The sequence below is a fragment of the Streptomyces sp. NPDC047706 genome (assembly GCF_043204795.1).
In the GTDB taxonomy this organism is placed as follows: domain Bacteria; phylum Actinomycetota; class Actinomycetes; order Streptomycetales; family Streptomycetaceae; genus Streptomyces.
The window spans coordinates 1-26421 of record NZ_JBIDCW010000037.1 but is presented as its reverse complement, the minus strand read 5'-3'; the positions used below and the strand labels follow the sequence as shown (position 1 = coordinate 26421).

Sequence of the window (26421 nt, the reverse complement as noted above, 5' to 3'; positions counted from 1 at the left end):
CGTGGCTCGCGGAGAGCCCGCCGCCGTCACCCCTCGTGCGTCTCGCGGTGGGCCTTGCCCAACTCGGCGTACATGGTCCCGTTCAGCGTGACCCCCTCCCGCTCCTCCGTGCTGAGTTCCCGCCGCACCTTCGCCGGCACCCCCGCGACCAGTGACCCCGGCGGCACCACCATCCCCTGCGGCACCAGCGCCTGAGCCGCGACGAGTGATCCTGCCCCGATCACCGCGCCGTTGAGCACGGTCGCCCCCATCCCGATCAGGCAGTCGTCCTCGACGGTCGCCCCGTGCACCACGGCGTTGTGCCCGATGGACACCCGCTCACCGACGCTCACCGGGAACCCGGGATCGGCGTGCAGCGTGCAGTTGTCCTGCACGTTGCTGCTCGCACCCACGGAGATCCGCTCGACGTCCCCCCGCAGCACGGCCCCGTACCAGACACTCGCCCCGGCCCCCAGCGTCACGTCCCCGATCACCGCGGCCGTCGGGGCGACGAACGCCTCCTGATCGACCCTCGGCTCCTTGCCGCCGATGCCGGTGATCAGTGCCTGGTGCGTCATGCTCAGCTCCCTCGTCGTCGAGTACGAGGGAACGGTACGCCACGGCCGTGGGGCGAAGATCACAGGCCGGTGCCCTCATGGCAGCACCGCGCGCTGAGTACCGTGAGCGGGTGCCGAAGCGCAAGAACACGTTCTCGTCCTGGCGCCGCCGCCAAGTGCAGCGGGCCGTCCACGCGGGCTGGGCCTGGGTGCAGCGCACGGCGTCCGTCACCGCGCAGCACCCCGGACGGTTCCGCTTCGGTGCGATCGGAACCGGTACCAGGCTCGCGTTCCCGCTCGGCACGGTCTTCGGTGAACCCTGGATCCACCTCGGGGCCCACTGCATCGTCGGCGAGCAGGTCACCCTGACGGCCGGTCTGATGCCCGACCTCGACCTCGGCCCGGAACCGATCCTGCGCATCGGCGACGGCGTGGTCCTCGGCCGGGGCAGCCACGTCATCGCCGACACGACGGTCACCATCGGCAGCGACTGCTACTTCGGGCCGTATGTCTACGTCACGTCAACGAATCACTCGTACGACGATCCGCACCAGCCCATCGGCAAGCAGTGGCCGCGGATGGAACCGGTGGAAATCGGGCCGGGCTGCTGGATCGGCACCGGCGCGGTGATCCTGCCGGGCGCGCGGATCGGGCGGAACGTGGTGGTGGCAGCGGGCGCGGTGGTGCGGGGGCTGGTGCCCGACCACGCCGTGGTGGCGGGGGCGCCCGCCCGGGTCGTACGGCGCTGGACGGCCGTCGACGGCTGGCAGCCGCCGTTGCGGACGCCGGCGCCGGTGCCGATACCGGACGGTGTCACCCCGGAGCAGTTGCGGGCGCTCGCGGATCTCGACGAGGAGACGGCGGAGCGGCTGGCCGAGCTGGAGCCGGAGGCCTGACTCAGCCGGTCGCCAGCAGCATGGTGCCGGCCAGGGCCAGTCCGGCGCCCGCCGCCTGGACCGCGCGCAGCCGTTCGCTGAGGAGGCCGCGTGCGGCCAGTGCCGTCACCACCGGGTACAGCGAGGCGAGGACGGCGGCGACGGTGACCGGGCCATGCTGGGCGGCGATGGAGTACGTGCCGTTGGCGGCGACGTCCGCCAGGCCGACGAAGGCCAGCGCCGGGAGCGAGCCCCAGGGGAATCCTTCGGCCGGGAGGGCGGGGGAGCCGCGCCGCACCGAGACGTACAGGGCGGTGCCGCCCGCGAGGACGTTGGTGACGCGCTGGACGAACAGGGCGAGGAAGAGTCCGGTGAGCGTCGTGGACGCCTCCGCGATCAGGGCCATCACCGCGCCGAAGCCGAACGCCGCGAGCAGGGTGAGCAGGACGGCCTGCCGCTGTACCGGCGCCCCTGTGAACTGCGGCCCGCCCGCGAGCACCACCCCGGCCACGGCGACCACGATGCCGGCGACCTGCAGCAGGCCGGGACGCTCGCCGAGAACCAGGCCCACGCCCACCGGAACCGCCACGCCGAGCGACCCGAGCGGTGAGACGACACCCATCGGGCCGAGGGCGAGCGCCTTGTAGAAGGAGAGCATCGCCACCGGCCCGACGAGGCCGGCGGCCACCGCGAACCAGAGCTGCGGACCGGCCTCGCTCCAGGCCCCGGTCGCGACCACGATGGCGCCGAGCACCACCACCGCGATCGACTGCGAGACGACGACCACCGTCAGCGCGGGCGTGCGCCGGGTCAGCAGTCCGCCGCCGAAGTCGGCCAGGCCCCACAGGAGGCTGGTGGCCAGGGCGAAGAGTGCCGTCATCGAGTCGCCTCGCAGTACAGTTCAGTGAACGATTCGGTGCAGCACACCATAGTTCATTCTGATGAACCCTGTCATGCAGAATATTTGACCGCCTCACCTGATGGACGGAATGTGTCGGACCTCGACCTGCTGACCCAGTCCCTGGCCCGGAACGTCAAGCGCTGGCGCGCCGAGCGCGGGTTCACCCTGGACACCCTCGCCGCCCGCGCCGGGGTCAGCCGCGGCATGCTGATCCAGATCGAGCAGGCCCGCACCAACCCCAGCCTCGGTACCGTCGTCAAGATCGGCGACGCGCTGGGGATCAGCATCACCACCCTGCTCGACTACGAGCAGGGCCCCAAGGTCCGTGTCGTCCCCGCCGATCAGGCCGTCAGGATGTGGCACACCGAGGCGGGCAGCTACAACCGGCTGCTCGCCGGCACCGAGGCCCCCGGCCCGCTGGAGCTGTGGGACTGGCGGCTGATGCCGGGCGAGAGCAGCTCCTCCGACCCGCACCCGGCCGGCACGGTCGAACTCGTGCACGTCACCGCCGGCGAGCTGACGCTCACCGTGGACGGCGTCGGCCACGCCGTACCGGCCGGCGCCAGCGCCTCCTTCGACGCCTGGCTGCCGCACGCGTACGGCAATCAGGGCGCCGTACCGATGGAGATGGTGCTGGCCGTGTCGGTGCCGCCCGTGCACTGAGACGCGCCGTCACCCCTCGGGCGGGGGCTGTTAGCGTGCCGCCATGCGCGCACCCATCGGACACTTCGACCGGGCGACGCCCGCGCCCGACTGCCTCGACGAGCTGACCGCCCCGGTCGCCGAGGCCGTGCGGAACTGGCGCGGCAGCGTACCCGCCGGGCAGATCGTCTACGTCGAGACCGACCCGCGGTGGGCCGACACCGACGTCTTCGTGGAGCACTACGGCCGCGAGCTGCTGGAGCAGTCCGCCAACTGCGTGGTCGTCGCGGGGAAGCGGGGCGGCGAGACCACGCCGGCCGCCTGTGTCGTGCTCTCCACCACCCGCGTCGACGTCAACGGCGTGGTCCGTCGGCAGCTGGGCGCCCGCAAGGCCTCGTTCGCGCCGATGGACATGGCGACCGGTGAGAGCGGCATGGAGTACGGAGGCATCACCCCGATCGGGCTGCCCGCCGGCTGGCCGGTGCTCGTCGACTCCGCCGTGGCCGACCTGCCGTACGTCCTGGTCGGCAGCGGCAGGCGGCGCGGCAAGCTGCTGGTGCCGGGCAAGGCCTTCGCGGAACTGCCGGGCGCGGTGGTCCTGGAAGGACTGGGCACGGCCTGACCCGGGGGCCTCACGCCGAGGCGTGGTGGGCCAGCGGCAGATGCGGGTCCGCCGCACCGGGCGTGTGCGCCGGATCGGCGTGCACGAGGGCCGCGGTGAGATTCGGCACGGCGTGCAGCAGGGCGTGTTCGGCCGCGACGGCGATCGCGTGGGCCTGACGTACCGTCACCTCACTGTCGACCACCAGCGCCACCTCGGCCCGCAGCCGGTGGCCGATCCAGCGCATCCGCAGTTCGCCCACGTCCTGCACGCCCGGCACGGTGCGCAGCGCCCGCTCGGCCCGGTCCACCAGCGCCGGGTCGACGGCGTCCAGCACTCGCCGGAACACCTCCCGGGCCGCGTCCCGCAGCACCAGCGTGATCGCCGCCGTGATCGCCAACCCCACGACCGGGTCTGCCAGTTGCCAGCCCAGGGCCGCACCCCCGGCGCTCAGCAGCACGGCCAGCGACGTGAATCCGTCCGTCCGCGCGTGCAGTCCGTCGGCGACCAGCGCGGCCGAGCCGATCGAGCGGCCGACGCGGATGCGGTAGCGGGCCACCCACTCGTTGCCCGCGAAACCGGCCAGAGCCGCCACGGCGACCGCCGGGATGTGCTGCACCGGACGCGGGTCGAGCAGCCGGTCGACGGCCGTCCATCCCGCGAACACGGCGGACGCGGCGATCGTCAGCACGATCACGATGCCCGCCAGGTCCTCCGCGCGCCCGTAGCCGTAGGTGAACCGCCGGGTCGCCGCGCGACGGCCCAGCACGAAGGCGATCCCGAGCGGTACGGCCGTCAGCGCGTCCGCGGTGTTGTGCACCGTGTCGCCGAGCAGCGCGACCGATCCGGACACCACGACGACGACCGCCTGGGCGAGCGCGGTCGCGCCGAGCACCGCGAGCGAGACCCAGAGCGCCCGCATGCCGCGTGCCGAGGACTCCAGGGCGGAGTCGACCTTGCCGGCGGGGTCGTGGGAGTGCGGTGTGAGGAGGTGGCCCAGGCGATGCCTGAGGCCGGTGGGGGAGTGGTGATCGTGCTCGTGATGGTGCCGGTCACTCACGGCGATCCCCTTCCGGTGCATGGCGGCGACGGGCGCGCGGCCCTGGTGGTGGACGTACCCGGACCGGACCGCCATTATGTGCGTATGAGCGCACGCATGCACCTGTCATCTGCGCACGATGCGCACCCGCGCACCCCGGGCGAGGAACAGTTCACGCTCGCCGCCGAACTCCTCGCCCTGCTCGGCGACCGCACCCGCCTCACCCTGCTGCACGCGCTGAGCACGGGCGAGGCCGACGTCTCGACGCTCACCGCGACCTGCGGCGCGGCGCGGCCCGCGGTCAGCCAGCACTTGGCGCGGCTACGGCTGGCCGGGCTGGTGACCACGCGGAAGGAGGGCCGCCGGGTGATCTACTCCCTGCGCGACGGCCATGTGCGCAGGGTCGTGGACGAGGCGCTGAACCACGCCGACCACCGGCTCACCGGACGGCCGGAGCACGACTGACGCCCGGCCGGCGTGCCGGACGGGTTCAGAGCCCCGGGTCCATGCCGAGGTACTGCTGCGCGAAGGCGGAGGCGGCGGCGGGTGAGGTGAACAGGCGGCGCAGCCGGGCGAGAGTGGTGCCCGCGTGATACGGGTCGCCCGAGGCGGTGCCGTGGTACACGTCGGACAGCCAGCGGGAGAACTCCTGGTAGTCCCAGACCCGCCCCAGGCAGTCGGCCGAGTAGCCGTGCAGCCCGCTCGCGTCGCCCTCGGTGAGCTGGGCGACGAGCGCGTCGCCCAGCAGGAACGCGTCGTGCAGGGCGAGGTTCATGCCCTTGGCGGCGATCGGCGCGGTGAGGTGGGCCGCGTCACCGGCCAGGAAGAGGCGCCCGGACGCCATCGGCTCGACCACGTAGTTGTGCATGTCGAGCACCCGCTTCTCGATCAGCCGGCCCTCGGTGAGCGGCGGGGTGTCCCGTGCCCCCAGCCGCTGCTGGAGCTCGGCCCAGACCCGCTCGTGGGACCAGTTCCCCGGGTCGTCGCCGGGTGGGCACTGGAGGTAGTACCGGGTGACCTCGGGGCTGCGCGCCATGTGCCCGGCGAAGCCGCGGGGGTGGATGCCGAACACCACGCAGTCGGACGACGGCGGAGCCTCGGCGAGCAGCGCCAGCCAGCCGATGCCGTAGTCGTGGCGCGCGACGCGGACCCGCTCCGGCGGCAGCGTACCGCGCGTCACACCGCGCGCCCCGTCGCAGCCGGCGACGAAGTCACAGGGGATCACCCGGCGTTCGCCGGTCTCCGGGCACACGTACGACACCGCCGCGCGGTCCGTGTCCAGGTCGTGCAGCCGGACGTCCCGCACGCCGAACCGGATGTCGCCGCCGCGCACGTCGGCGTACTCACGCACAAGATCCGTCACCAGCAACGGCTGCGGATAGATCCAGTGGTGCTGCCCCGTCAGCTCGGCGTACGACAGCCGGTGACACCCTCCGGCGAAGCGGAACTCGCACTCGGTGTGCCGCTGGGCCCGCTCCAGCAGGTTCCCCGCCAGACCGCGCCGTTCCAGGCCGCGCACGGCCCACTCCTCCAGCACTCCGGCCCGTGGCCGCTGCTCGATGAACGCCCTGCTCTCCACCTCCAGCACGACACAGTCGACGGACGCGGCCCGCAGGACGTTGCCGAGCGTCAGTCCGGCGGGCCCGGCGCCCACGACGACGACCGGACGCCGTTGCGATGCCGGGGAGTTGAGGTGGGGGGAAGGTATGGCCACGCCGAGCATTATGACGGTGACCTGTCAGGCGGACGAGGTGCGGGAGAAGGGGTGCGCCGGGCGGGCTGCCGCTTGCGGCCGAGCACGGGCGCCGCTCGGGCGGAGTGCGGCGTGGGCGGGCTCGCTCTGGCGCCCGCTACCCGAGGCGCGGTATCTCGATGGCGGGGCAGCGGTCCATCACCATGTCGAGACCGGCGGCGCGGGTGCGCTCGTAGGCGGCCTCGTCGACGACGCCGAGCTGGAACCAGACGGCCTTGGCGCCCTTGGCGACCGCCTCGTCGGCGACGGCGCCCGCGAGGTCGGCGTTGACGAAGACGTCGACCACGTCCACGTCGAAGGGGATGTCGGCGAGGGAGGCGTAGCCCTGCTCGCCGTGCACCGTCTCCGCCTTGGGGTGCACCGGCACGACGCGCTTGCCGAACCGCTGGAGCGCCTGGGCGACGCCGTACGCCGCCCGCGCCTGGTTGGGCGACAGGCCCACAACGGCCCAGGTGTCGCCGAGCTCGGTGAGAATCCTGCGGACCGTAGCGTCGTCGCCGTACACCAGGGGCCTCCTCGGGCCGAGTCGTCTTCTCGTCACCCCTCGGCAACGGACGAGCGCACGCCATGATTCCCGCGGCCTGTGCGGGAGCCCGGGGCCTCCCTCCCGGAGAGACGAGATCCCCCGCGCTGTCCGGAACGCGTGCCGTGCGAACGGCCGCAGCTCCGCCTAGGCTCACTGCGTGCTGCGCATCATCGACGCCCGGACCGGAGAACCCGTCGACGCCTCCACGACCCGGCGGGGACTGACGTGTGTGGAGGCCCACGCACCCGCCCACGAGCCCACCGCCCTGCGCGTCCTGCTCGTCGCGGACGTGCTGGTCCGCGCCCTGGAACTGGGCGGTACCCCGGTGTGGGGGCTGCTGCCCGGGGAGCGCGGCCGGGCGGAACTGCGGTCGGCCGCCGCCGCACTGGGGATCCGGCCCTTCGAGGACCGTCACGACGCCGGGGCGGGACCGGGGGAGCGACAGGTCATCCATGTGGTGGGGGAGGGCGGGGTGAGCCCCGACGGGGTGTGCGTCGCGGTGGCGCCCGTGTCCGGCGGTTCCGGGATGCCGCCGGGTGACGACCCCGCGGTGCTGCGCCTGACGCTGCTCCTGCGGCGCCGCGGCGTCCCCGCGCGCGTGGACGATCCGGCACTCGCCGAGGCCCGTGGCATGCTCGGCCGCTGGCGCCGGGCCGTCGCCGACTGGGCGCGGCGTCCCTCCCGGCCGGTTCCGGACGAGGTGCGCGGACAGCTCCGCGCCGCCTGGGAGGACGACCTGGACGTGCCGGCCGTGCTGGGCGTCCTGCACCGGGTGGAGACCGATCCGGGACTGCCGGACGGTGCCCGCTTCGAGACCTACGCGTACGCTGACCGGCTGCTCGGGCTCGAACTGACCCGTGACCTGGGAGCTCCGGCGTGAAGCCGCGCGCGGGAGGCGGCCCGCTGCGCCGGCTGGTCGTGCTGCGGCACGCCAAGTCCGCCTGGCCGCCGGACGTCGACGACCACGAGCGACCGCTCGGGCCCCGGGGGCGCAGAGACGCGCCGGCCGCCGGTCGCGCGCTGGCCGAGAGCGACTGTCTGCCCGACCTCGCCCTGTGCTCCACAGCCGTACGCGCCCGCCAGACCTGGCGGCTGGCGTCGGCCCAGTGGGCGACCCCGGGACCGGTCCGGTACGACCACGGGCTCTACGGGGCGCAGGTCCCCGACCTGCTGGCGGCCGTGCACGCGGTGGCACCCGAGCTGCGGACACTGCTTCTCGTCGGGCACAACCCCGGCCTTCAGGAACTGGTCCTGGCGCTGGCCGGGGCCGGCGTCGGTGACACGCTGGACCGGGTGCGGGTGAAGTTCCCCACGTCGGCGATCGCCGTACTGGCCTTCCACGCGAGCGCATGGGACGCGATGCGGCCCGGGGCGGCGGTGCTGACGGAGATGCTGGTACCCCGGGGGAAGAAGAAGTAGGACGGGCCCTTGGGTGCGGTTCCGGGAGACCGGCGTGGTTCCGCCCCGCCCTCCCGGGCGAAAGAGGCACGCGCGCGTAGCGCTTAGGCTGGCCGGATGCAGGACGAGTACCGCACGGTCGCCCGCGCGGGCGTGCACGAAACCGAGATCAACCGCTCGCGCTTCCTGTGCGCCCTCGCCCCGGCCGCCACCGAGCGGGAGGCGCAGGACTTCGTCGCCGCCGTGCGCAAGGAGCACGCCGACGCCACGCACAACTGCTGGGCCTACGTCATCGGCGCCGACGCCGCGACCCAGAAGGCGAGCGACGACGGCGAACCGGGCGGCACCGCCGGCGTCCCCATGCTCCAGATGCTGCTGCGCCGCGACATGCGGTACGTCGTCGCCGTCGTCACCCGCTACTACGGCGGGGTCAAGCTCGGCGCGGGCGGACTCATCCGCGCGTACGGCGGCGCGGTCGGCGAGGCCCTCGACGCCCTAGGCACCCGCACCAGGCGCCGCTTCCGGCTGGCCACGGTGACCGTCGACCACCAGCGCGCGGGCAGGGTCCAGAACGACCTGCGCGCCACCGGGCGAGACGTGCGCGACGTGCGGTACGAGGAGGCGGTCACGATCGAGATCGGTCTTCCGGACGCCGACGTGGAGGCCTTCCGGGCCTGGCTCGCGGACGTGACCGCGGGGACGGCGGGGTTCGAGTTGGGCGGGGAGGCGTACGGGGACGCCTAGTTCCAGACGTTTTCCGTGTAAAAGAGGGTCAAATGCCCGTAATGGACACGGTCGTAGGCCGTCATGGCGGGGCGATACGGGAGTAACCGCCCGTGGTGTCAGACCCGGCCGTTAGTCTCGGGGATCATGAGACTGCTGCACACTTCCGACTGGCATCTCGGCCGGGCGTTCCACCGGGTGAGCATGCTCGGCGCCCAGGCCGAGTTCATCGGGCATCTCGTCACGACCGTGCGCGAGCGCGACGTCGACGCGGTGGTCGTGTCGGGAGACGTGTACGACCGGGCGGTCCCGCCGCTGGCCGCGGTGGAGCTGTTCGACGACACCCTGCACCGGCTCGCCGACCTCGGTGTGCCGACGGTGATGATCTCCGGCAACCACGACTCCGCCCGCCGCCTGGGCGTCGGCGCCGGGCTGATCGGGCGCGCGGGCATCCATCTGCGCACCGAGCCCGCGGCCGTCGGCACGCCGGTGGTGCTCCGGGACGCCCACGGCGACGTGGCGTTCTACGGGCTGCCGTATCTCGAACCCGCCCTGGTGAGGGACGAGTTCGGGGTGGAGAAGGCGGGGCACGAGGCGGTGCTCGGCGCCGCCATGGAGCGGGTCCGCGCCGATCTCGCCGCACGCGCGCGTGGCACGCGGTCCGTCGTCCTCGCGCACGCCTTCGTCGCCGGCGGTGAGGCCAGCGACAGCGAGCGGGACATCACCGCCGGCGGGGTGGCGGCCGTGCCCTCGGGTGTCTTCGACGGTGTGGACTACGTGGCGCTGGGGCACCTGCACGGCTGCCAGACCATCACCGAGCGCGTGCGGTACTCCGGTTCCCCGCTCGCGTACTCCTTCTCGGAAGCCGGGCACCGCAAGAGCATGTGGCTGGTCGACCTCGACGCCCAAGGAGCCGTCACCGCCGAGCGCGTCGACTGCCCGGTGCCGCGGCCGCTCGCCCGGATCAGCGGCCGGCTGGAGGAACTGCTCGCCGACCCGGCGCTTGCCCCGCACGCGCGGGCATGGGTGGAGGCGACCCTCACCGACCCGGTGCGGCCGGCCGACCCCATGGCCCGCATCACCGAGCGCTTCCCGCACACCCTCAGCCTGGTGTTCGCCCCCGAGCGCGGCCCGGACGAGCCCGGAGTGTCCTACGCCGGCCGCCTCGCGGACCGCACCGACCAGCAGATCGCCGAGGACTTCGTGGCGCACGTGCGCGGCGCGGGGCCCGACGGGCGTGAACGGGTCGTGCTGCGGGACGCGTTCGACGCCGTCCGTGCCGACCGGACCCTGCGGGAGGTGGCCCGGTGAGGCTGCACCGCCTCGACATCACCGCCTTCGGTCCCTTCGGCGGCGCCCAGAGCGTCGACTTCGACGCACTGTCGGCGGCGGGCCTCTTCCTGCTGCACGGGCCGACCGGCGCGGGCAAGACGTCCGTCCTGGACGCCGTCTGCTACGCCCTCTACGGCTCCGTGCCGGGCGCCCGGCAGACCGGCCAGGGCACCGCCCTGCGCAGCGACCACGCCGCGCCCGGAACGCGCACGTCCGTGACGCTCGAACTGACCGTCGCCGAGCGCAGGTTGGAGATCACCAGGCAGCCGCCCTGGGAGCGCCCCAAGAAGCGCGGCACGGGCACCACGCTGGACAAGGCCCAGACCTGGCTGCGGGAGTACGACGCCGGCTCCTGGAAGGACCTCAGCCGATCCCACCAGGAGATCGGCGAGGAGATCACGCAGCTGCTCGGGATGAGCCGGGAGCAGTTCTGCCAGGTGGTCCTGCTGCCGCAGGGCGACTTCGCACGGTTCCTGCGCGCCGACGCCGAGGCACGCGGCCGGCTGCTCGGCCGCCTGTTCGACACCCAGCGCTTCGCCGACGTCGAGAAGCGGCTCGCCGAGCGGCGGCGCGCCACCGAGGAGGACGCGCGTGAGGGAGACGCCGAACTGCTCGCCGACGCCCACCGCATGCAGCAGGCGGCGGACGGCGCCATGGAGCTGCCCGAGCTGACGCCCGGCGATCCGGGCCTGGCCCAGGCCGTGCTGACGGCCGCCGCGGTCGCCCGGAGCACCGCGCGGGAGCAGCTGACGGTGGCCCGATGCCGGCTCGCCGCCGCCGAGTCCGCCCAGGCACTGGCCGACCGCGCGCTGGCCGACGTACGCGAAGTCGCCCGCCTCCAGCGGAGGTTCGCCGACGCCCGGGAGCGGGCCCGGGTGCTGGCGGAGCGGGGCGAGGCGCACCGGGCGGACCAGCAGCGTATGGAGCGGAGCCGGAAGGCGGAGGCGGTCGCGCCCGCACTGGAGCTGCGGGAGTCGGCCGACGCCGGCCGCCGCGCGGCGGCCGCGGCGGAGGCACGCGCGCGTGCCGCGCTGCCCGAGAGCTTCGCCGACGCGGACGCCACCGGGCTCGCGGCCGCCGCGCGGCGGACGGCCGAGGAACTGGGCGGGCTCGACGCCGCCCGCCGGGCCGAGCGCAGGCTGGCCGACGTCCGCGCGGAGCGCGCCGACCTGGACCGGCAGGAGCGCGCCGACGAGGACGTGCTGCACGAGGCCGTGACGTGGCTCGCCGGGTGGGACGCGACCCGGGCCGGGCATCAGGACCGTGTAGCGGCCGCCCAGGAGGCGGCCTCGCGAGCCGAGCAGCTCGCCGTGCGCCGGGAGCCGGCCCGAAGGCGGCTCGCCGCCGCCCGGCTGCGCGACCAGCTGGCCGGGGACACCGAGCAGGCCCAGAAGCAGGCCCACGCCTCCGGGGAACGCGCCCTCACCGCACGCGCCCACTGGCTCGACCGCAAGGAACAGCGCCTCGACGGTATCGCCGCCGAGCTGGCCGCGGGCCTGGAGGACGGCGAACCCTGCGCCGTGTGCGGGGCCACCGAACACCCCGCCCCGGCACGGAAGGTCGCCGGGCACGTCGACCGGGAGGCCGAGGAGCGGGCGCTCGCCGCCTACCAGCACGCGGAGGAGGCACACGCCGAGAACGAGCGTCGCCTGGGCGTCGTCCGCGAGGCCCTCGCCGCCGCGACCGCCGAGGCGGGCGACACACCGACCCGCCAACTCGCCGAAGAAGCCGAGGAACTGGAGCGGCTGCACGCCCAGGCGCGGCGGGAGGCGTCCGGGCTGCACGCCGCGCGCGAGGAGCTGCGCCGGGCGGAGCAGGAGCACGAGCGCAGGACCGCCGCACGCCGGGAAGCCGAGCTGAGGACGGCGTCGCGGCTGGCCCGCCGTGACGCCCTGGAGCGGGAAAGGACCGCACTGGAAGGCGAGCTGGCGCAGGCTCGGGGAGCGTCGGGGAGCGTCGCCGCCCGCGCGGCCGAGCTGGAGGACCGGGTCGCGCTGCTCACCGAGGCCGCCGAGGCCGTACGGGCCGCCGAGGACCGCGCCCAGCGCCTCAAGGACGCCGACGCCCGCCTCGCCGACGCCGCCTTCCGCGCCGGTTTCGACACCCCGCAGGCCGCGGCCGCGGCCCTGCTGGACGCCGCGACCCATCGCGAGCTGCAACGACGGTTGGACGCCCGGCAGGCCGAGGAGGCCGCCGTCCGCGCGGTGCTCGCGGAGAACGACACCGCGACCGCCGCCCGGCGACCGCCCGCCGACCTCACCGCGGCCGAGGAGGCCGCCGCGCTGGCGGACCAGCGGGTGCGTGACGCCGCGTCCGCCTGCGACGCCGCCGGCCGCCGTTGCGCCGAGCTCGACCGGCTCTCCGCACGCGCCGCCGCCGGGGTGCGACGGCTCGGGCCGCTGCGTGAGGAGTACGACCGGGTGGCACGGCTGGCCGGGCTCGCGGCCGGCACCTCCGCGGAGAACGCACGCCGGATGCGGCTGGAGTCGTACGTCCTCGCGGCTCGTCTGGAGCAGGTGGCGTCCGCCGCGACCGCACGGTTGCGGCGGATGTCGTCCGGGCGTTACACCCTCGTCCACTCCGACGACCGGTCCGGACGCGGGCGCAGCGGCCTGGGGCTGCATGTCGTGGACGCCTGGACCGGGCGGGAGCGGGACACGGCCACGCTGTCGGGCGGCGAGACGTTCTTCGCCTCGCTCGCGCTGGCCCTCGGCCTCGCGGACGTCGTCACGGACGAGGCCGGCGGGGTGCGGCTGGACACCCTCTTCATCGACGAGGGCTTCGGCAGCCTCGACGACCAGACGCTGGACGAGGTGCTGGACGTGCTCGACTCGCTGCGTGAGCGGGACCGGAGCGTCGGCATCGTGAGTCATGTGGCCGATCTGCGGCGCCGGATCCACGCGCAGCTGGAGGTGGTGAAGGGGCGGTCGGGGTCGGTGCTGCGGCAGCGGGGCACGGGCTGATGCGGAGTCACCGGCCCAGGGAACGCCGGGGAAGGGGCGACGAGTAGACGATGCTCGTGGTCACCGAGCCCAGCGCGCCGATCTTGCCGGACACCTCCTCGAGGTGCCGCATGGAGCGGGCGGCGACCTTGATGACGAAGCAGTCGTCGCCCGTCACATGGTGTGCCTCGAGTATCTCGGGCGTCGCGGCGACAAGGTCGTGGAACGGCTTGTAGTTGCCGGTCGGATAGCGCAGACGCACGAACGCCAGGATCGGCAGTCCCAGCCGCTCGGGGTCCACGACGGCGGCGTACCCCTGGATGACGCCTGCCTCCTCCAGCCGCCGCACCCGTTCGGTGACCGCGCTGGCGGACATGGAGACGGCACGTGCCAGTTCGGCGAAACTGGCGCGGCCCTCACGCTGGAGGACGTCGAGGATGCGCCAGTCGGTGGCGTCCGGGGAATACGCGCTCATCCCGGATGGATAGCAGGCGAAACCCCGGCCGATCAAGGGATACGCCGGGGATCGCCCCTTCAGGGAGCTGGCCGACGGGACGTACATTTCAGGCGGATCCCGCCCTGCCCCGTCTCGGAAAGGCCAAGCCGATGAGCAGCGTCCCGACCGCCGGCAACCCCGTCCTGCGCGTCGCCCCCGCCACACCCGCCGCGGCGGCCGCCCACTTCCGGGCGAGTCTCGCCTTCCACGCGGACGTCTCGGACGTGGCCGCCGCCGTCGCGGCCGACCGCGATCCCGGCTTCGTGGTCGTGGACTCCCGTTCGACGGAGTCGTGGGACCAGGGCCACATCCCCGGCGCCGTCCACCTTCCCACAGCGCTGATTCCCGGGCAGGCCGGGCGGCTCCTCGACAAGTCGGTGCCGGTGGTGACGTACTGCTGGGGACCCGGCTGCAACGGGGCGACGCGCGCCGCGCTCGCCCTCGCCGAACTCGGCTACCACGTCAAGGAGATGCTCGGCGGCTTCGAGTACTGGGTCCGGGAGGGCTTCGCGTTCGAGACCTGGCAGGGCCGTGACCGCCGGGACGCCGACGCGCTGACGGCACCGGTGGGGGACTGCGGCTGCTGACTGGTTCGCACGTGCCGGGCGCGGGGGAGTTGATCGGCCCAGGGGCGGTCCCAAGGGCCGGCGGTGCGGAAAACCGCGAGGACATCGCGGGCGGGATGCCCGGCGAGATCGCGTACGCCCTCCAGAAGGGCGCGCTCGCCTCGGTCACCCGCTCGCTGGCGACGACGCTCGCCGAGCAGGCGGTCACGGTCAACACCGTCAATCCGGGACCGGTGGACACGGGCTACCTGACCGGCGACGCCCATGCGGCCGTCGCCACGCGCTTCCCGGCCGGGAGGTGGGGCATGCCCGACGACCCGGCCCGCCTCATCGCCTGGCTCGCGACGGACGAGGCTGACTGGGTCACCGGTCAGGTGATCAACTCGGAAGGCGGCTTCCGCCGTTGACGTGACCGCCGGCGGCGGCCTCAGAGGCGGGACAGCTCGTCCACGAGGTCGTCCAGGCCCAGGGAGCCCTGGGACAGCGCGGCCATGTGCCAGGCCTTGAGGTCGAACGCGTCACCGCGCCGCTCGCGGGCGTTCTCACGGCCCAGCAGCCAGGCGCGTTCGCCCAGCTTGTAGCCGATGGCCTGACCGGGGATCGTCAGGTAGCGGGTCAGCTCGCTCTCCACGAAGTCCGCCGGGCGGCTGCTGTGCGCGCCGAAGAACTCCTGCGCCAGCTCGGGCGTCCAGCGCTCACCCGGGTGGAAGGGGGAGTCCGCCGGGATCTCCAGCTCCAGGTGCATGCCGATGTCGACGATCACACGGGCGGCCCGCATCATCTGCGCGTCGAGGTAGCCGAGCCGCTGCTCGGGGTCGGTGAGGAAGCCCAGCTCGTCCATCAGCCGCTCCGCGTAGAGCGCCCAGCCCTCGGCGTTGGCGCTGACGCCACCGATGGTGGCCTGGTAGCGGGAGAGGTCACCGGCGACGTGCGCCCACTGCGCGAGCTGAAGGTGGTGGCCGGGTACCCCCTCGTGGTACCAGGTCGACACCAGGTCGTAGACGGGGAAGCGAGTCTGGCCCATGGTCGGCAGCCAGGTGCGGCCGGGGCGCGAGAAGTCCTCCGACGGGGGCGTGTAGTAGGGGGCGGCGGCGCTGCCGGGCGGAGCGATGCGGGACTCCACCTTCCGCACCCGCTCCGCGAGTTCGAAGTGTGTGCCGTCCAGCTCCCGGATCGCCTGGTCCATCAGGTCCTGGAGCCACTGCCGGACCTCGTCGACGCCCTCGATGTGCCTGCCGTGCTCGTCGAGGTGGGCGAGCGCCGCCCACGGAGTCTCCGCGCCCGGCAGGATCTTCTCGGCCTCCTGCTTCATCTCGCCGAGGATGCGGTGGAATTCCGACCAGCCGTACGCATACGCCTCGTCCAGGTCGAGGTCGGTGCCGTTGAAGTAGCGCGACCAGCGGGCGTACCGCTCCCGGCCCACCGTGTTCGGTGCGCCTTCGACCGTTGGCGCGTACACGTCACGCATCCAGTCCCGCAGCTCCGCCACGGCCGCGGTCGCTGCGCGGGCCGCCTCGTCCAGCTCGGCGCGCAGCGCCTCGGGGCCGGCGGAGGCGAAGTCCTCGAACCAGCCGCGGCCGCTGCCGTCGGTGTCCGTCCACTCGCCGAGCTGCTCGATGAGCGTCGCCGTCGGGCGCGGGCCCGCGTACAGCTTGCGCTCCAGCCCCAGCGCGAGGGACTCGCGGTAGCCCGCCAACGCGGCCGGTACGGCGCGCAGCCGCTCCGCGATGGCCGCCCAGTCCTCCTCCGTCTGCGCCGGCGTCACGGTGAACACCTCGCGCACCGGGTGCACGATCGTCCCCAGGTTGCCGACCGAGCGCAGACCCTCGTCCGCGTCGTGCACGGCGAGCTCGGCGGTGAGGCGCTCACGCAGCAGGCGTGCGCACCGGCGCTCGATGTCACTGTCCGCGCCGGGCGCACGCTCGGCCTCGTCGAGCTTCGCGAGCGTGGCCCGCGCCAGCTCGGCGAGCGCCCGCTGGCCCGCGGGCGAAAGGTCGGGCAGGCGGCTCGAACTCTCCTTCACGCCGAGATACGTACCGGTGACAGGGTCGAGGGCGACGAGCTCGTCGACATAGGCGTCGGCGACCTCTCGGGGCAGCGGGCTCTTGGTGTCTGACATGTGGGCCATCCTCGTACGAGGGGCCACTGTGCGTCACCCCGATTGCGCCGAGGGCGAATGCGGCAGCAGGGGCCCGCAGTCCCACCGCTGGAAGATCAACCGGGTCTCGACGCGGGCCACTTCGCGGTGGGCCGTGAACTCGTCCAGCACCAGCCGTTGCAGATCCGCCATGTCCGCGACCGCGACATGCACGAGGTAGTCGTCGGGACCGGTGAGGTGGAAGACGGTCAGCGACTCCGGCAAGGCCCGGATCCGCTCCACGAACGGCCGCACCAGCTCCCGGCGATGCGGCCGGACCTGCACGGACAGCAGGGCCTGCAGCCCGCGTCCCAGCTTGGCCGGGTCCAGCCGCAACTGGTGCCCGAGGATCACGCCGGCCCGGCGGAGCCGGGTCACCCGGTCCAGGCACGTCGACGGTGCGACACCCACCTGGGCGGCGAGATCGCGGTAGGTCGTCCGGGCGTCGTTCTGCAACAGCCGCAGCAGATCGAGGTCCACCGGATCCAGTACGACAGATTCAGCCACTGGCCGAACGTAGCACGGTTCTGGCCCCCTGTGACCCGGTCGGTGTTCACCCTGCGGGGCATGGAGATGAGAGCGCTGGATGGCGGGGACACCGTCACAGGAGACACGGCACGCGTCGCGGCGGCAGGCGACCGGGCCAGGAGGTTCGCCACCGAGGCCGTGCACGCCGGGCGTGACGATCTTGCCAGGCAGGGTCTGCACGCCCCGCCCATCGACCTGTCCACCACGTACCCCTCTTACGACAGCCGGGCCGAGGCCGCCCGCATCGACGCCTTCGCCACCACCGGCGCCGAACCGGACGGTCCGCCCGTCTACGCCCGGCTGGGAAACCCGACCGTCGCCCGGTTCGAAACCGCGCTGGCCCGCCTCGAAGGCACCGAGTCCGCCGTCGCCTTCGCCAGCGGCATGGCCGCGCTGAGCGCCGTCCTCCTCGTCCGGGCCTCCCTGGGCCTGCGCCACGTCGTCGCCGTGCGGCCCCTGTACGGCTGCAGCGACCACCTCCTCACGGCCGGCCTGCTCGGCTCGGAGGTCACCTGGACCGACCCGGCAGGCATCGCGGACGCGCTGCGACCCGACACCGGGCTCGTCCTGGTGGAGTCCCCGGCGAACCCGACGCTCGCGGAAGTCGACCTACGGGCCGCGGCGCAGGCGTGCGGCTCCGTGCCGTTGCTCGTCGACAACACCTTCGCCACACCGGTTCTGCAGCGCCCCGTCGAGCAGGGCGCGCGACTGGTGCTGCACAGCGCCACCAAGTACCTCGGCGGGCACGGTGACGTCCTCGCCGGAGTCGTCGCCTGCGACGAGGAGTTCGCGGGACGGTTGCGGCAGGTGCGCTTCGCCACGGGCGGGGTGCTGCATCCGCTGGCCGGCTACCTGCTGCTGCGTGGCCTGTCGACCCTGCCCGTGCGGGTGCGCGCGGCGTCGGGGAACGCCGCCGAACTCGTCCGCCGCCTCGCCGCCGACCCGCGCGTGGCCCGCGTCCACTACCCGAGCATCGGTGGCGCGATGATCGCCTTCGAGGTGCACGGTGACCCGCACCAGGTCATCGCCGGAGTCCGTCTGATCACACCCGCCGTCAGCCTCGGCAGCGTCGACACCCTCATCCAGCACCCGGCGTCCATCAGCCACCGCATCGTGGACGCGGACGACCGCCGGGGCGCAGGGGTCAGCGACCGGCTGCTCAGGATGTCGGTGGGGCTGGAGGACGTGGAGGACCTGTGGGCCGACCTGGACGGCGCCCTGGGGGAGGGGCCGGTGCCTGCCCCGGCGGTGGCGGGGGTCCGGCACGCCTGAACCGCCGCGACAAGACCTCGGGCACCGGTCCGGGCCGGTCTTGTGCCGTCACGGGGTGGGGCTGGAGGGGCGCCGTGTTGGACGGCCAGGGGTGCGGCGTCCCTTGGGGTCGCCTGGACGAGGCCTCGGGCACCGGTCCGGGCCGGTCTTGTGCCGTCACGGGGTGGGGCTGGAGGGGCGCCGTGTTGGACGGCCAGGGGTGCGGCGTCCCCGGGGCCGGCTGGACGAGGCCCCGGGGGACCGGACCCGGCGTGTGCCCCGTACCGCCCCGGGGTGCGGCTCGGCGAGGCCTCGGGACCGGCCGGAGGCGTACCCCTCGACTGCCCCGAGGTGCGGCTGGAGCGACGAGTTGCAGGCGGTTCGGGTGCGGCGCCGCCCCGTGGTGTCCGTCAGCTCACTCCCGGCCGCTCCGTCCGCCGAGCCGCTCCCCGTCGTACGGCAGTCCCGAAGCGACCGGTGTCGCGTCCAGCCGTGCCGTGATCACCAGCGTGCCCTCCTCGATCTGGTAGTCGAGGGGCAGGCCCAGCCCGCGCATCGCGGCGACCATGCCGGTGTTGGAGGACTGCGTCACGGCGTACACGCTCTCGCAGCCCGCCTCGACCGCCATCGACACCAGGCGGCCGAGCAGTTCGGTGCCGATGCCCCGGCGCTGCCAGTCGTCCTCGACGAGGAGCGCGACCTCCGTCTCGTCCCCGTCCCACAGCAGGTGGCCGAGTCCGACGATCCGGCCCGACGCGGTCTGCACGGCGAGCGTCCGGCCGAAGCGCGGGCTGAGAAGGTGGTTGAGGTAGCGGTCGGCATCCCCGACCGGCCCGTGGTAGCGCATCGACAGGGTGCGCGCCGAGCACCGGTCGTGCATCGCCTTCGCGGCCTCGAGGTCACCGGTGTCGGCCCGGCGCACGGTGATGGCGTTGCCCTGCGGCAGCGTCAGTACGTCCTGGCTGCGCGGGATGCGCGGCCCCAGCCGGGCGTCCAGCTCCACCAGCGCCCGCGCCCGCGCGAACTCGGTCGGCGTGAACGGCAGATACGGCCGCTCGACCGTGATCACTCCACCTTCCGGTGCGCGCAGCCGCATCACGGTGTCCTCCAGAACGCCCTCCACCGGCACACCGTCCACCGTGCGACCGCCGCCCACCGGGGCCGCGGGCAGTGACCGGATCGTGCACCGGCCCAGCAACTGCCGAAGCGCGAGCGGCAGTTCGGCGGCGTCCAGCGCCGTGCGCGTGGCGAGGCCCAGGACCCGGGTCGGTGCGTCCACCAGATCGTGGGCGTCGGCCCGTTCGACCCACGTGCCCGTACCCCCTGCCCGGGATGCCGCCCGCGTCAGCTCGGCCGCCGCGAGCCCGGCGGGGGCCCGCAGCAGGAACTCGTCCACCGTGCCCTCACCGAGCGGATGCGTCTGCAGGCTCAGGATGTCGACCCGGTGCCCCGCCAGCTCCGTGCAGAGGGCGGCCAGTGAACCAGGCTCGTCCTTCACCGTCGTCCGCATGCGCCACAGCGCACCGTCCCCGGGCTCGGGGTCCGGGTTCGCCGAGGCCTGCCCGGCCTGCCGCTCCGAAGAGGGCGGCCGGGCGCCGGTATCACTGGTCGGCGGTGCGTGCCCGTGGCGGCGTGACCACCAGGTGTGGAACGCCGCCGTGGCGAGCAGGGCGATCGCGGAGATCACCAGCAGTGCCGGGCCGTCGGGGCCGTGGCCGATCAGATTCGCCACGGCGTCGGCGACCGCGACGGCGGTGAACAGGGCGGCCAGCTCCACGACGTCCCGTCGCCAGTGGTGCACGGGGCGGCCGTGTTTCGCTCGCGTCACATCAGACATGTCTCGACTCATGCACTCACTGTGAAGGAATCGTGTTGCGTGATCACGAACGCTTTGTGACTGATCGGTAAAGCATGGATCTGCCCCATTTGTTGTTCTTTTTACAACAGCGGAGTTCAGAGTCGACGACCTGCGGGGCCTGGTTATGCGGCTGCACCCCTGTACCGACCGGCCTACGTCATGCGGCCACCCCCTCGCTCAGCACACTGCGCAGCCGGCGTGCCCGCGCCGCCGGACGCGACGAGCCACACCGGGCCGCCACCTGGGCCAGATACGGCAGGTCGCCGCGCGCCCCGGACCGTCCGGCGCACCCGGCCGCCACCGACCGGCAGCTCCCCGAGGCCCGGGGCCTCTCCGTTCTCCGGCTCGGCGAGCAGCACGGGCAGTGGGTCACCCCGACCACTGACAGTCGGCCCGAATCGAGAAGACGCCTGTCGCGCGGAAGAGTTGAGGCGGAGACGGACGTGCCGCGCACCGGGGGATGACGCCGGTGCGCGGCACGTGTCACGAGGGTACGGGAGCCTCCGTCGGGGAGGGAACTGCTGACCGACCCGCCCGGGACGCAGCACCTTCGTGAACAGCACGGTGCCGTCCTGCTCGCGCAGCCGGACCGTCAGCTCGGCGCTGTCGCCGTCGATGTCGACCTCGCCGAAGAACTGGTAGCCCTCCGCGGGGGAGACGTTGGCCGCCGTCGGCGCCTTCACGAACACCCGCTCGGGACCGAAGGTGTCGTCGAGCGCGTTCGCCGGGAAGGCACCGGCGTTCAGCGGGCCGGACACGAACTCCCATGACGGCTCGAAGTCCGGGAACGCCGCACGCGACGGGTGGTAGTGCTGCGCCGAGGTGTGGTGCACGTCGGCGGTCAGCCACACCGTGCCCGTGATCCGCCGGTGCTTGACGAACCGCAGCAGTTCCGCGATCTGCAGCTCACGGCCGAGCGGGGCACCCGGGTCGCCCTGGGCGACCGCCTCGACGTTCGGCCTGCCGTCCCCGGTGTCCGGCACGACGAGGCCGAGCGGCATGTCGGAGGCGATCACCTTCCACACCGCACGCGACCGGGTCAGCTCGCGCTTGAGCCACCGCAACTGCTCGCGGCCGAGGATGCCCTGCGCGTCCGTGATCTGGTCGTCCGTCGAATTGGCGTTGCGGTAGGTGCGCATGTCCAGGACGAAGACGTCCAGCAGCGGGCCGTAGCGCTGCACCCGGTGGACCGGGCCGTCAGGGCGGCGCAGCGTCGAGATGGGGAAGTACTCCGAGAACGCCCGCCGGGACGGTCCGAGCGCACCCACACCAGCCCGGAGCGCGTGCTCACGTCGCCGGTCTGCACGCCCCAGCCGGCCTTCGGACGGCCCGACAGGGCGAGGGCCGGCGCCGCGCCGGGACCGGCGGGCAGAGTCAGGGCCGCCGACGCGGCGAGAGAGCCGCGCAGCACACTGCGTCGGCCGGGCAAGGGCAGATGTGACATGGGTGCGCCTCCAGGACGGGACGGGTCCGGCCAGTTGCGATGCCACAACTACTGGGGCGCGCCGCAGCGCGCACGCGAACCGCGAGTGAACAACGGGCCCCGTGGGAGACAGGAAGCGCAACGCCGGGGCTGTCGCGGCGAGGTACGGCGGACGTCGCGGCGATGTCCGGCAACTCACCGCGGCGGTACGTCGCTTGCCGCCTCCGCCATCAGCCGCACGCCTTCCCGGATCCGCTCCGGCGGCACATGCGCGTACCCGAGGACGAGCCGCACCGTGGCCTCCTCGCCCCCGGGGACGCCCGCACGCGCGTACGTGCACTCCGACAGCGTCCGTACGGCGACCCCCGCCGCCTCCACGCGCGTGAGGAACCGCTCCTGCGGCCCGTACCGTTGCGGCAGCGTCACGATGACGTGGAGTCCCGCCGCGAGCCCGGACACCTCGGCGCCGGGGAAGTGCTCGTCGAGCGCGGCCGCCAGGGCGTCCCGCCGTTCGCGATGGGCGCGCCGGCAGCGCCGCAGCTGGCTGTCGTAGTCCCCGTGCTCCAGGAACCGGGCGAACAGCGCCTGGTCGAGAGCGGGATGGCCGAGGTCGAGAGTTCGCTTGCGGGCGACGACGTCGTCGGCCAGCCACTGCGGAACCAGCAGCCAGCCGAGCCGCAGTCCCGGTGCGAGGGGCTTGCTGACCGACCCCAGGTAGGCGAGGCGTTCGGGGTCGAGCCCCTGCAGCGCGCCCACAGGTGCCCGGTCGTAGCGGAAGTCGCCGTCGTAGTCGTCCTCCAGCACGAGGCCGCCCACCGACCGCGCCCAGTCCAGCAGTTCGGTGCGGCGGCGCGCGGAGTAGGCGATCCCGGTCGGGTACTGGTGCGCCGGGGTCGTCACCACGGCACGCACCCCGGACGACCGCAGTGGCCCCATGGCGAGCCCCTCACCGTCCAGCGGCAGCGGCACGGAGGTGACGCCGGCCGAGGCGTACATGCCGTCGTGCTGCGGGCTGCCGGGGTCCTCGACGCCGATCGCGCGTGTCCCGCGCGCGTGCAGCACCATGGCGACCAATGCCGTCGCCTGGGTCACGCCGGAGACGACCACGATCCGCTCCGGGTCGGCGACCACGCCCCGGCGGCGGCCGAGCAGTTCGGCCAGCGCGGTGCGCAGCCGGGGGAGCCCACGCGGGTCGGGATAGCCGAGGCCGTGGTGGGGCAGCTCCGTCAGCACATGGCGCTGGGCCGCCGCCCAGGCGGCGCGCGGGAACAGCGACAGGTCGGGTGTCCCCGGCACGAAGTCGGCGCGCGCACCGGACGCCCGCGGCGCGACGTCACGCGCGCGGGGGTGGGCGGCTCGTACCGCGTCGCCACCCAGGTCCCGGCGCCCCGGCCGCTGCGCAGATAGCCTTCCGCCGTCAGCTGCTCGTACGCCTCGGTGACCAGACCCCGCGACACGCCGAGGTCGGCCGCCGGGCACCCGGCTGGAGGGCAGCCGGGTGCCCGGCGCGAGCCGCCCGGAGCGGACCGCCGTGCGCAGCGCGGCCTGCAAGGAGCGGCCACGCCCGCGTGCCGGGGCCGAGGCGGCGGGCAGCAGCAACTCCCGGGCGGCGGGGCCCACGTGTTCCGCCCGGTCGGGTTGCGAGGACTTCATGGCGGAGGACACTAGCCGGGACCTGGCGGCTCACCCGGGCCCGTGGAGGTGCCGTCGACCGGTCGTCCGAGCGGTCGTCCGGCCGGTCGTCGCCCGTGCGGAGCGAGGCGCCCCGACGCCGGACGACCACCCTGACGAGGTCTCAGGGAGTCTGCCTCACGACCGTCCGGCTGCCGTCGAGCAGGACGCGGGCGACGAGCGCCGGGTCGTCGTTCATCGGGACGTGACCGCAGCCGGGCAGGCGGACCAGCCGCGCCTTGGGCAGGATGTACTTGGCGCGGACGCCCTGCCGGGGCACCAGCAGCCGGTCCCTGCTGCCCCAGGCCACGGTGACCGGGATGCCGGTGATGTCGTCGGTGAACCGCACCTCACGGCCGCTGCGGAGGGTCTCCGAGAATCCCTGGGCCCGGGCCAGCGCGAGCGTCTCGGCGACCACCGCTTCCGGCGAACGGCGGCCGGGGCGGGCGTAGATGGTGCTCGTCAGCAACGTACGGCCCAGCGCCGGGCGGGCGAGCGCCTGGACGAGGGGCGGGGGCATCAGCCGGGCGATCTGGCGCATCGCCGTGAGCACGGTGAAGGCGTACCGCCGTTCTGCCCGGGACCAGAACCCGGCAGGGGACAGAGCCGTCACGGAGCGCACGAGGTTGTCCCGGCCGAGCCGGAGGGCGAGCAGGCCGCCCAGCGAGTTGCCCGCCACATGCGGCCGTTCGAGCCCGAGCGCCTCGCACAGCGCGGCGAGCACCGCGGTCATCGTCGGCAGGTCGTGCGCCAGGCCGTCGGGGAGCGCCGGGGACTCGCCGCACCCCGGCAGGTCCACGGAGATCACCTCACGCTCGACGGCAAGGACCGGGACGACCGGGTCCCACACCTGCCGGTGGTGACCGATGCCGTGCAGCAGGACCAGCGGTTCGCCGGTGCCCACGCGCGCGTACGCCAGGCTCATGCCGCGCGGGCCGTGCGGGGTGGGGACCGTGAAGGAGACGGTGGAGGACATACAGCTCCTCGTCGAGGACTCGGTGCCGGACATGGTGTAGACACCTTGTCAGCAACGGCTACCGGCGGGTAGCCCCCCGTCGCCGTCAACCGCGTGGCCGAACGCACGGCCCCACGCGCGACATCGCCGGCGGCGGAACGAACGCCCCACACGCGCGTGTGTGCGCCGAAACCGCCTGGACACGACCGAACGCGTCGGATGGGATGAGGCGGTGACCGCCGACACCGCCACCGAGGTCTTCGAAGAGCACCGCCCGGTCCTCCTGGGCGTCGCCTACCGCATGCTCGGCCGCGTAGCCGACGCCGAGGACGTGGTCCAGGACGCCTGGCTGCGCTGGTCCGGTGCCGGCCGCGCGGACGTCCGGGACCCGCGCGCGTACCTGGTACGCGTCACCACCCGCCTCGCCCTCGACCGGCTGCGCCGGATCAAGGCCCGCAACGAGGCCTATGGCGGCCCCTGGCTGCCCGAGCCGTATCTCACCGAGTTCGGCGACACGGCCCCCGACACCGCCGAACGCGCCGTGCTCGCCGACTCCGTGTCCCTCGCCGTACTCGTCGTACGGGAGTCGCTGTCACCGCTGGAGCGGGTGGCCTTCGTCCTCCGGGAGGCGTTCGGCTATCCCCACGCCGACATCGCCGCCATGCTCGACCGCGCCGAGCCCGCCGTGCGGCAACTGGCCGGCCGGGCCCGACGGCACGTGGAGGAGCGGCGGACGCGCTTCGACGTCGACCCCGCACAGCGCCGCGCCCTCACCGAACGGTTCCTCGCCGCGGCCGGTGGCGGCGACCTGGACGGCCTCATGGCGCTGCTCGCGCCCGACGTCCGCCTCGTCGGCGACAGCGGCGGCAAGTCCAGGGCGCCGCTGCGGGGGCTGGAGAAGGCCGACCACGTGGCCCGGTTCATGATCGGTGCCGCCGGAAAGGGTGTCCCGGACATGTCCTACCGGTTCCTGGAGCTCAACGGTGGTCCCGCGGTCCTCGTCGTGTCCGGCGGCAAACCCGACGCCGTACTCCAGCTGGACTTGCTCGACGGACGGGTCCAGACCGTCTACGTCGTCCGCAACCCCGACAAGCTGCGGTCGCTGGCCACCGCCTAGACGCCGTTGTGTCACATATGTGGCGAGGTGCGAACGGCCCATGAACGCTCGGCCCCACCCCACCGTGCGGCGCCCGAGTGATCAATGATTGGTCTTGACCAAGGGTGAGGGCCGTCCTATGGTCGCAGATAAGTACAACAACCTTTAATAAACAAGGGCGCTAAAACGCCGCCGATCCACGGCGATTGCGGAGGACAGGGTGGGGACCACGCAGCTGGAATCGGTGCCGGAACCTAAGTACTGGCATCTCAAGACCGTGCTCACGCAGGCACTGGACTCCGAGTTCTCGGTGGGCGAGATCCTGCCCAACGAGCGAGACCTCGCCGCCCGCTTCGGCGTCGCCCGCGCCACGCTCCGCCAGGCCCTGGAGCAGCTCGAGCTGGAAGGCAGGCTGCAGCGCCGCCGCGGTGTCGGAACGACCGTCGCCCCGCCGCGCGTGGGAGTGGCCGTCGGCAGCGAACAGCACGACTGGCCCGGCGGTAGCGGCGACGCCTGGCAGGCCGTCGACTGCGAGGTCGCGGCCGCGCCGGCCGCGGTCGCCGACGCCCTGGAGACGAGCCGCGACGAGTCCGTGCACATCGTGCGCCGCACCCGTACGACCCACGGCCAGCCCGTCGCCGCCGAGCTGCTCTACATCCCCGCCTCGTCGGTGCCCGACCTGTCCGCCATCGACGCCCCGGCCGGACCGGCACGCGCGCGTGCGGTGCTGCGAGAGCTTCAGCGCATGGAGCTTCAGGGCCAGGACCGCGCCGTCGAACTGGGCTCGGCCCGTGCCGACGACGCCAAGGAACTCGACCGCCTGCCGGGCGCGCCGGTCCTGGTCGTCACCACCCGGTTCCACGCCGCCGGCCGTACCGCGGCGGTCTCCGTCGCGACGTACCGCGCGGACACGTGCCGGCTGACCTTCGGCGACTCGGGCGGTGTGGAGATCCACGAGGGCCCGGAGCGCCGGGCCTCCTGACGCAGCAGGCTCTTGTTCGTTCGTACCCCGGGGAGGCCCTCCGGGGCACCGGACGCCTTCAGCCGGTGGGCGCCGGGGGGGGGGGGCGGGGGGGGGGCCCCCCCCCCCCGCCCCCCCCCGGGCCCCCCCCCGCCCCCCCCCGCCCGCCCCCGCGCCCCCCCCCCCCCCCCCCCCCCCCGCGCCCCCCCCC

The 26421-nt window shown here is 73.8% G+C and carries 23 protein-coding genes and 3 pseudogenes; 14 read left to right on the top strand and 12 right to left on the bottom strand.

What is annotated here, in order from left to right; genetic code table 11:
• Positions 1-26: 26 nt before the first annotated feature.
• On the bottom strand, positions 27-557 hold the full coding sequence (locus ACGF8A_RS31845; RefSeq protein ID WP_393113742.1) for a gamma carbonic anhydrase family protein: 531 nt from the start codon (positions 555-557) through the stop codon (positions 27-29).
• Positions 558-634: 77 nt separating this feature from the next.
• On the opposite strand from ACGF8A_RS31845, the gene ACGF8A_RS31840 reads away from it, so the two are divergent.
• Positions 635-1432: an acyltransferase gene (locus ACGF8A_RS31840; protein WP_393113740.1), complete on the top strand. Its 798-nt coding sequence runs from the start codon at positions 635-637 to the stop codon at positions 1430-1432.
• Between the two features lies 1 nt (position 1433).
• On the opposite strand, the gene ACGF8A_RS31835 is transcribed toward ACGF8A_RS31840, so the two are convergent.
• Entirely contained in the window at positions 1434-2291 is an 858-nt protein-coding gene (locus tag ACGF8A_RS31835; RefSeq protein ID WP_393113738.1) for an EamA family transporter, read from the bottom strand.
• A gap of 111 nt (positions 2292-2402) precedes the next feature.
• On the opposite strand from ACGF8A_RS31835, the gene ACGF8A_RS31830 reads away from it, so the two are divergent.
• Entirely contained in the window at positions 2403-2975 is a 573-nt protein-coding gene (locus ACGF8A_RS31830; protein ID WP_393113737.1) for a helix-turn-helix domain-containing protein, read from the top strand.
• A 43-nt stretch (positions 2976-3018) separates the two neighbouring features.
• Positions 3019-3576: a YbaK/EbsC family protein gene (locus tag ACGF8A_RS31825; RefSeq protein ID WP_393113736.1), complete on the top strand. Its 558-nt coding sequence runs from the start codon at positions 3019-3021 to the stop codon at positions 3574-3576.
• A gap of 10 nt (positions 3577-3586) precedes the next feature.
• On the opposite strand, the gene ACGF8A_RS31820 is transcribed toward ACGF8A_RS31825, so the two are convergent.
• Positions 3587-4636 (bottom strand): cation diffusion facilitator family transporter, encoded by a 1050-nt coding sequence (locus ACGF8A_RS31820; protein WP_393113845.1) that lies wholly within the window; start codon positions 4634-4636, stop codon positions 3587-3589.
• Positions 4637-4699: 63 nt separating this feature from the next.
• Here ACGF8A_RS31820 and ACGF8A_RS31815 point away from each other — a divergent pair, with 63 nt between their 5' ends.
• Positions 4700-5059, top strand: a complete 360-nt coding sequence (locus ACGF8A_RS31815) for an ArsR/SmtB family transcription factor (protein WP_393113735.1) — start codon at positions 4700-4702, stop codon at positions 5057-5059.
• 25 nt (positions 5060-5084) lie between these two features.
• On the opposite strand, the gene ACGF8A_RS31810 is transcribed toward ACGF8A_RS31815, so the two are convergent.
• Positions 5085-6317 (bottom strand): 4-hydroxybenzoate 3-monooxygenase, encoded by a 1233-nt coding sequence (locus ACGF8A_RS31810; protein WP_393113734.1) that lies wholly within the window; start codon positions 6315-6317, stop codon positions 5085-5087.
• A 127-nt stretch (positions 6318-6444) separates the two neighbouring features.
• Positions 6445-6852: a CoA-binding protein gene (locus ACGF8A_RS31805; protein ID WP_393113732.1), complete on the bottom strand. Its 408-nt coding sequence runs from the start codon at positions 6850-6852 to the stop codon at positions 6445-6447.
• A gap of 178 nt (positions 6853-7030) precedes the next feature.
• Here ACGF8A_RS31805 and ACGF8A_RS31800 point away from each other — a divergent pair, with 178 nt between their 5' ends.
• The 5 genes from ACGF8A_RS31800 (at position 7031) to ACGF8A_RS31780 (ending at position 13289) form a co-directional block, all read left to right on the top strand.
• Positions 7031-7753, top strand: a complete 723-nt coding sequence (locus ACGF8A_RS31800) for a hypothetical protein (RefSeq protein ID WP_393113731.1) — start codon at positions 7031-7033, stop codon at positions 7751-7753.
• Complete coding sequence (locus tag ACGF8A_RS31795) at positions 7750-8292, top strand: SixA phosphatase family protein (RefSeq protein WP_393113730.1); 543 nt, start codon at positions 7750-7752, stop codon at positions 8290-8292. Before ACGF8A_RS31800 ends, ACGF8A_RS31795 begins: the two co-directional genes overlap by 4 nt.
• A gap of 96 nt (positions 8293-8388) precedes the next feature.
• A complete protein-coding gene (locus tag ACGF8A_RS31790) occupies positions 8389-9015 on the top strand; it encodes a YigZ family protein (protein WP_393113728.1) in 627 nt (208 codons plus the stop codon).
• A gap of 126 nt (positions 9016-9141) precedes the next feature.
• The gene (locus ACGF8A_RS31785) at positions 9142-10305 is read left to right on the top strand and encodes an exonuclease SbcCD subunit D (RefSeq protein ID WP_393113727.1); all 1164 of its coding nucleotides are present in this window, start codon (positions 9142-9144) and stop codon (positions 10303-10305) included.
• A complete protein-coding gene (locus ACGF8A_RS31780; RefSeq protein WP_393113726.1) occupies positions 10302-13289 on the top strand; it encodes an AAA family ATPase in 2988 nt (995 codons plus the stop codon). Before ACGF8A_RS31785 ends, ACGF8A_RS31780 begins: the two co-directional genes overlap by 4 nt.
• Before the next feature lie 7 nt (positions 13290-13296).
• On the opposite strand, the gene ACGF8A_RS31775 is transcribed toward ACGF8A_RS31780, so the two are convergent.
• The gene (locus tag ACGF8A_RS31775) at positions 13297-13743 is read right to left on the bottom strand and encodes an Lrp/AsnC family transcriptional regulator (protein ID WP_393113724.1); all 447 of its coding nucleotides are present in this window, start codon (positions 13741-13743) and stop codon (positions 13297-13299) included.
• Between the two features lie 131 nt (positions 13744-13874).
• Between ACGF8A_RS31775 and ACGF8A_RS31770 the strand changes: the two genes are divergently transcribed.
• Together ACGF8A_RS31770 and ACGF8A_RS31765 are read left to right on the top strand one after the other, a co-directional pair.
• The gene (locus ACGF8A_RS31770; protein ID WP_393113723.1) at positions 13875-14351 is read left to right on the top strand and encodes a rhodanese-like domain-containing protein; all 477 of its coding nucleotides are present in this window, start codon (positions 13875-13877) and stop codon (positions 14349-14351) included.
• A 77-nt stretch (positions 14352-14428) separates the two neighbouring features.
• Positions 14429-14737, top strand: a pseudogene (locus tag ACGF8A_RS31765) (SDR family oxidoreductase); the annotation flags it as partial.
• Between the two features lie 20 nt (positions 14738-14757).
• Here the strand turns inward: ACGF8A_RS31765 and ACGF8A_RS31760 are convergent.
• Entirely contained in the window at positions 14758-16449 is a 1692-nt protein-coding gene (locus ACGF8A_RS31760; RefSeq protein ID WP_393113722.1) for a DUF885 domain-containing protein, read from the bottom strand.
• A 33-nt stretch (positions 16450-16482) separates the two neighbouring features.
• Positions 16483-16974 (bottom strand): Lrp/AsnC family transcriptional regulator, encoded by a 492-nt coding sequence (locus ACGF8A_RS31755; protein ID WP_393113721.1) that lies wholly within the window; start codon positions 16972-16974, stop codon positions 16483-16485.
• A 60-nt stretch (positions 16975-17034) separates the two neighbouring features.
• Between ACGF8A_RS31755 and ACGF8A_RS31750 the strand changes: the two genes are divergently transcribed.
• On the top strand, positions 17035-18267 hold the full coding sequence (locus tag ACGF8A_RS31750) for a trans-sulfuration enzyme family protein (RefSeq protein ID WP_393113719.1): 1233 nt from the start codon (positions 17035-17037) through the stop codon (positions 18265-18267).
• A 394-nt stretch (positions 18268-18661) separates the two neighbouring features.
• On the opposite strand, the gene ACGF8A_RS31745 is transcribed toward ACGF8A_RS31750, so the two are convergent.
• From ACGF8A_RS31745 to ACGF8A_RS31730, 4 genes and pseudogenes are all read right to left on the bottom strand, one after another.
• Positions 18662-20083 (bottom strand): GNAT family N-acetyltransferase, encoded by a 1422-nt coding sequence (locus ACGF8A_RS31745; protein WP_393113717.1) that lies wholly within the window; start codon positions 20081-20083, stop codon positions 18662-18664.
• Positions 20084-20625: 542 nt separating this feature from the next.
• Positions 20626-21548 (bottom strand): annotated as a pseudogene (locus tag ACGF8A_RS31740) (alkaline phosphatase D family protein); the annotation flags it as partial.
• 174 nt (positions 21549-21722) lie between these two features.
• Positions 21723-23180 (bottom strand): annotated as a pseudogene (locus ACGF8A_RS31735) (PLP-dependent aminotransferase family protein).
• A gap of 142 nt (positions 23181-23322) precedes the next feature.
• A complete protein-coding gene (locus tag ACGF8A_RS31730; RefSeq protein ID WP_393113843.1) occupies positions 23323-24174 on the bottom strand; it encodes an alpha/beta fold hydrolase in 852 nt (283 codons plus the stop codon).
• 211 nt (positions 24175-24385) lie between these two features.
• On the opposite strand from ACGF8A_RS31730, the gene sigJ reads away from it, so the two are divergent.
• Complete coding sequence (gene sigJ / locus ACGF8A_RS31725; RefSeq protein ID WP_393113716.1) at positions 24386-25270, top strand: RNA polymerase sigma factor SigJ; 885 nt, start codon at positions 24386-24388, stop codon at positions 25268-25270.
• Between the two features lie 199 nt (positions 25271-25469).
• Positions 25470-26231: a GntR family transcriptional regulator gene (locus ACGF8A_RS31720; protein WP_393113714.1), complete on the top strand. Its 762-nt coding sequence runs from the start codon at positions 25470-25472 to the stop codon at positions 26229-26231.
• Positions 26232-26421 lie beyond the last annotated feature (190 nt).

Coding starts and splice junctions, on each gene's coding strand:
- ACGF8A_RS31845 (WP_393113742.1), bottom strand. CDS start 557: ATGACGCACCAGGCACTGATCACCGGCATCGGCGGCAAGGAGCCGAGG.
- ACGF8A_RS31835 (WP_393113738.1), bottom strand. CDS start 2,291: ATGACGGCACTCTTCGCCCTGGCCACCAGCCTCCTGTGGGGCCTGGCC.
- ACGF8A_RS31820 (WP_393113845.1), bottom strand. CDS start 4,636: ATGCACCGGAAGGGGATCGCCGTGAGTGACCGGCACCATCACGAGCAC.
- ACGF8A_RS31745 (WP_393113717.1), bottom strand. CDS start 20,083: ATGTCTGATGTGACGCGAGCGAAACACGGCCGCCCCGTGCACCACTGG.
- ACGF8A_RS31775 (WP_393113724.1), bottom strand. CDS start 13,743: ATGAGCGCGTATTCCCCGGACGCCACCGACTGGCGCATCCTCGACGTC.
- ACGF8A_RS31840 (WP_393113740.1), top strand. CDS start 635: ATGGCAGCACCGCGCGCTGAGTACCGTGAGCGGGTGCCGAAGCGCAAG.
- ACGF8A_RS31825 (WP_393113736.1), top strand. CDS start 3,019: ATGCGCGCACCCATCGGACACTTCGACCGGGCGACGCCCGCGCCCGAC.
- ACGF8A_RS31790 (WP_393113728.1), top strand. CDS start 8,389: ATGCAGGACGAGTACCGCACGGTCGCCCGCGCGGGCGTGCACGAAACC.
- ACGF8A_RS31810 (WP_393113734.1), bottom strand. CDS start 6,317: ATGCTCGGCGTGGCCATACCTTCCCCCCACCTCAACTCCCCGGCATCG.
- ACGF8A_RS31750 (WP_393113719.1), top strand. CDS start 17,035: ATGGAGATGAGAGCGCTGGATGGCGGGGACACCGTCACAGGAGACACG.
- ACGF8A_RS31760 (WP_393113722.1), bottom strand. CDS start 16,449: ATGTCAGACACCAAGAGCCCGCTGCCCCGAGAGGTCGCCGACGCCTAT.
- ACGF8A_RS31730 (WP_393113843.1), bottom strand. CDS start 24,174: ATGTCCTCCACCGTCTCCTTCACGGTCCCCACCCCGCACGGCCCGCGC.
- ACGF8A_RS31770 (WP_393113723.1), top strand. CDS start 13,875: ATGAGCAGCGTCCCGACCGCCGGCAACCCCGTCCTGCGCGTCGCCCCC.
- ACGF8A_RS31785 (WP_393113727.1), top strand. CDS start 9,142: ATGAGACTGCTGCACACTTCCGACTGGCATCTCGGCCGGGCGTTCCAC.
- ACGF8A_RS31815 (WP_393113735.1), top strand. CDS start 4,700: ATGAGCGCACGCATGCACCTGTCATCTGCGCACGATGCGCACCCGCGC.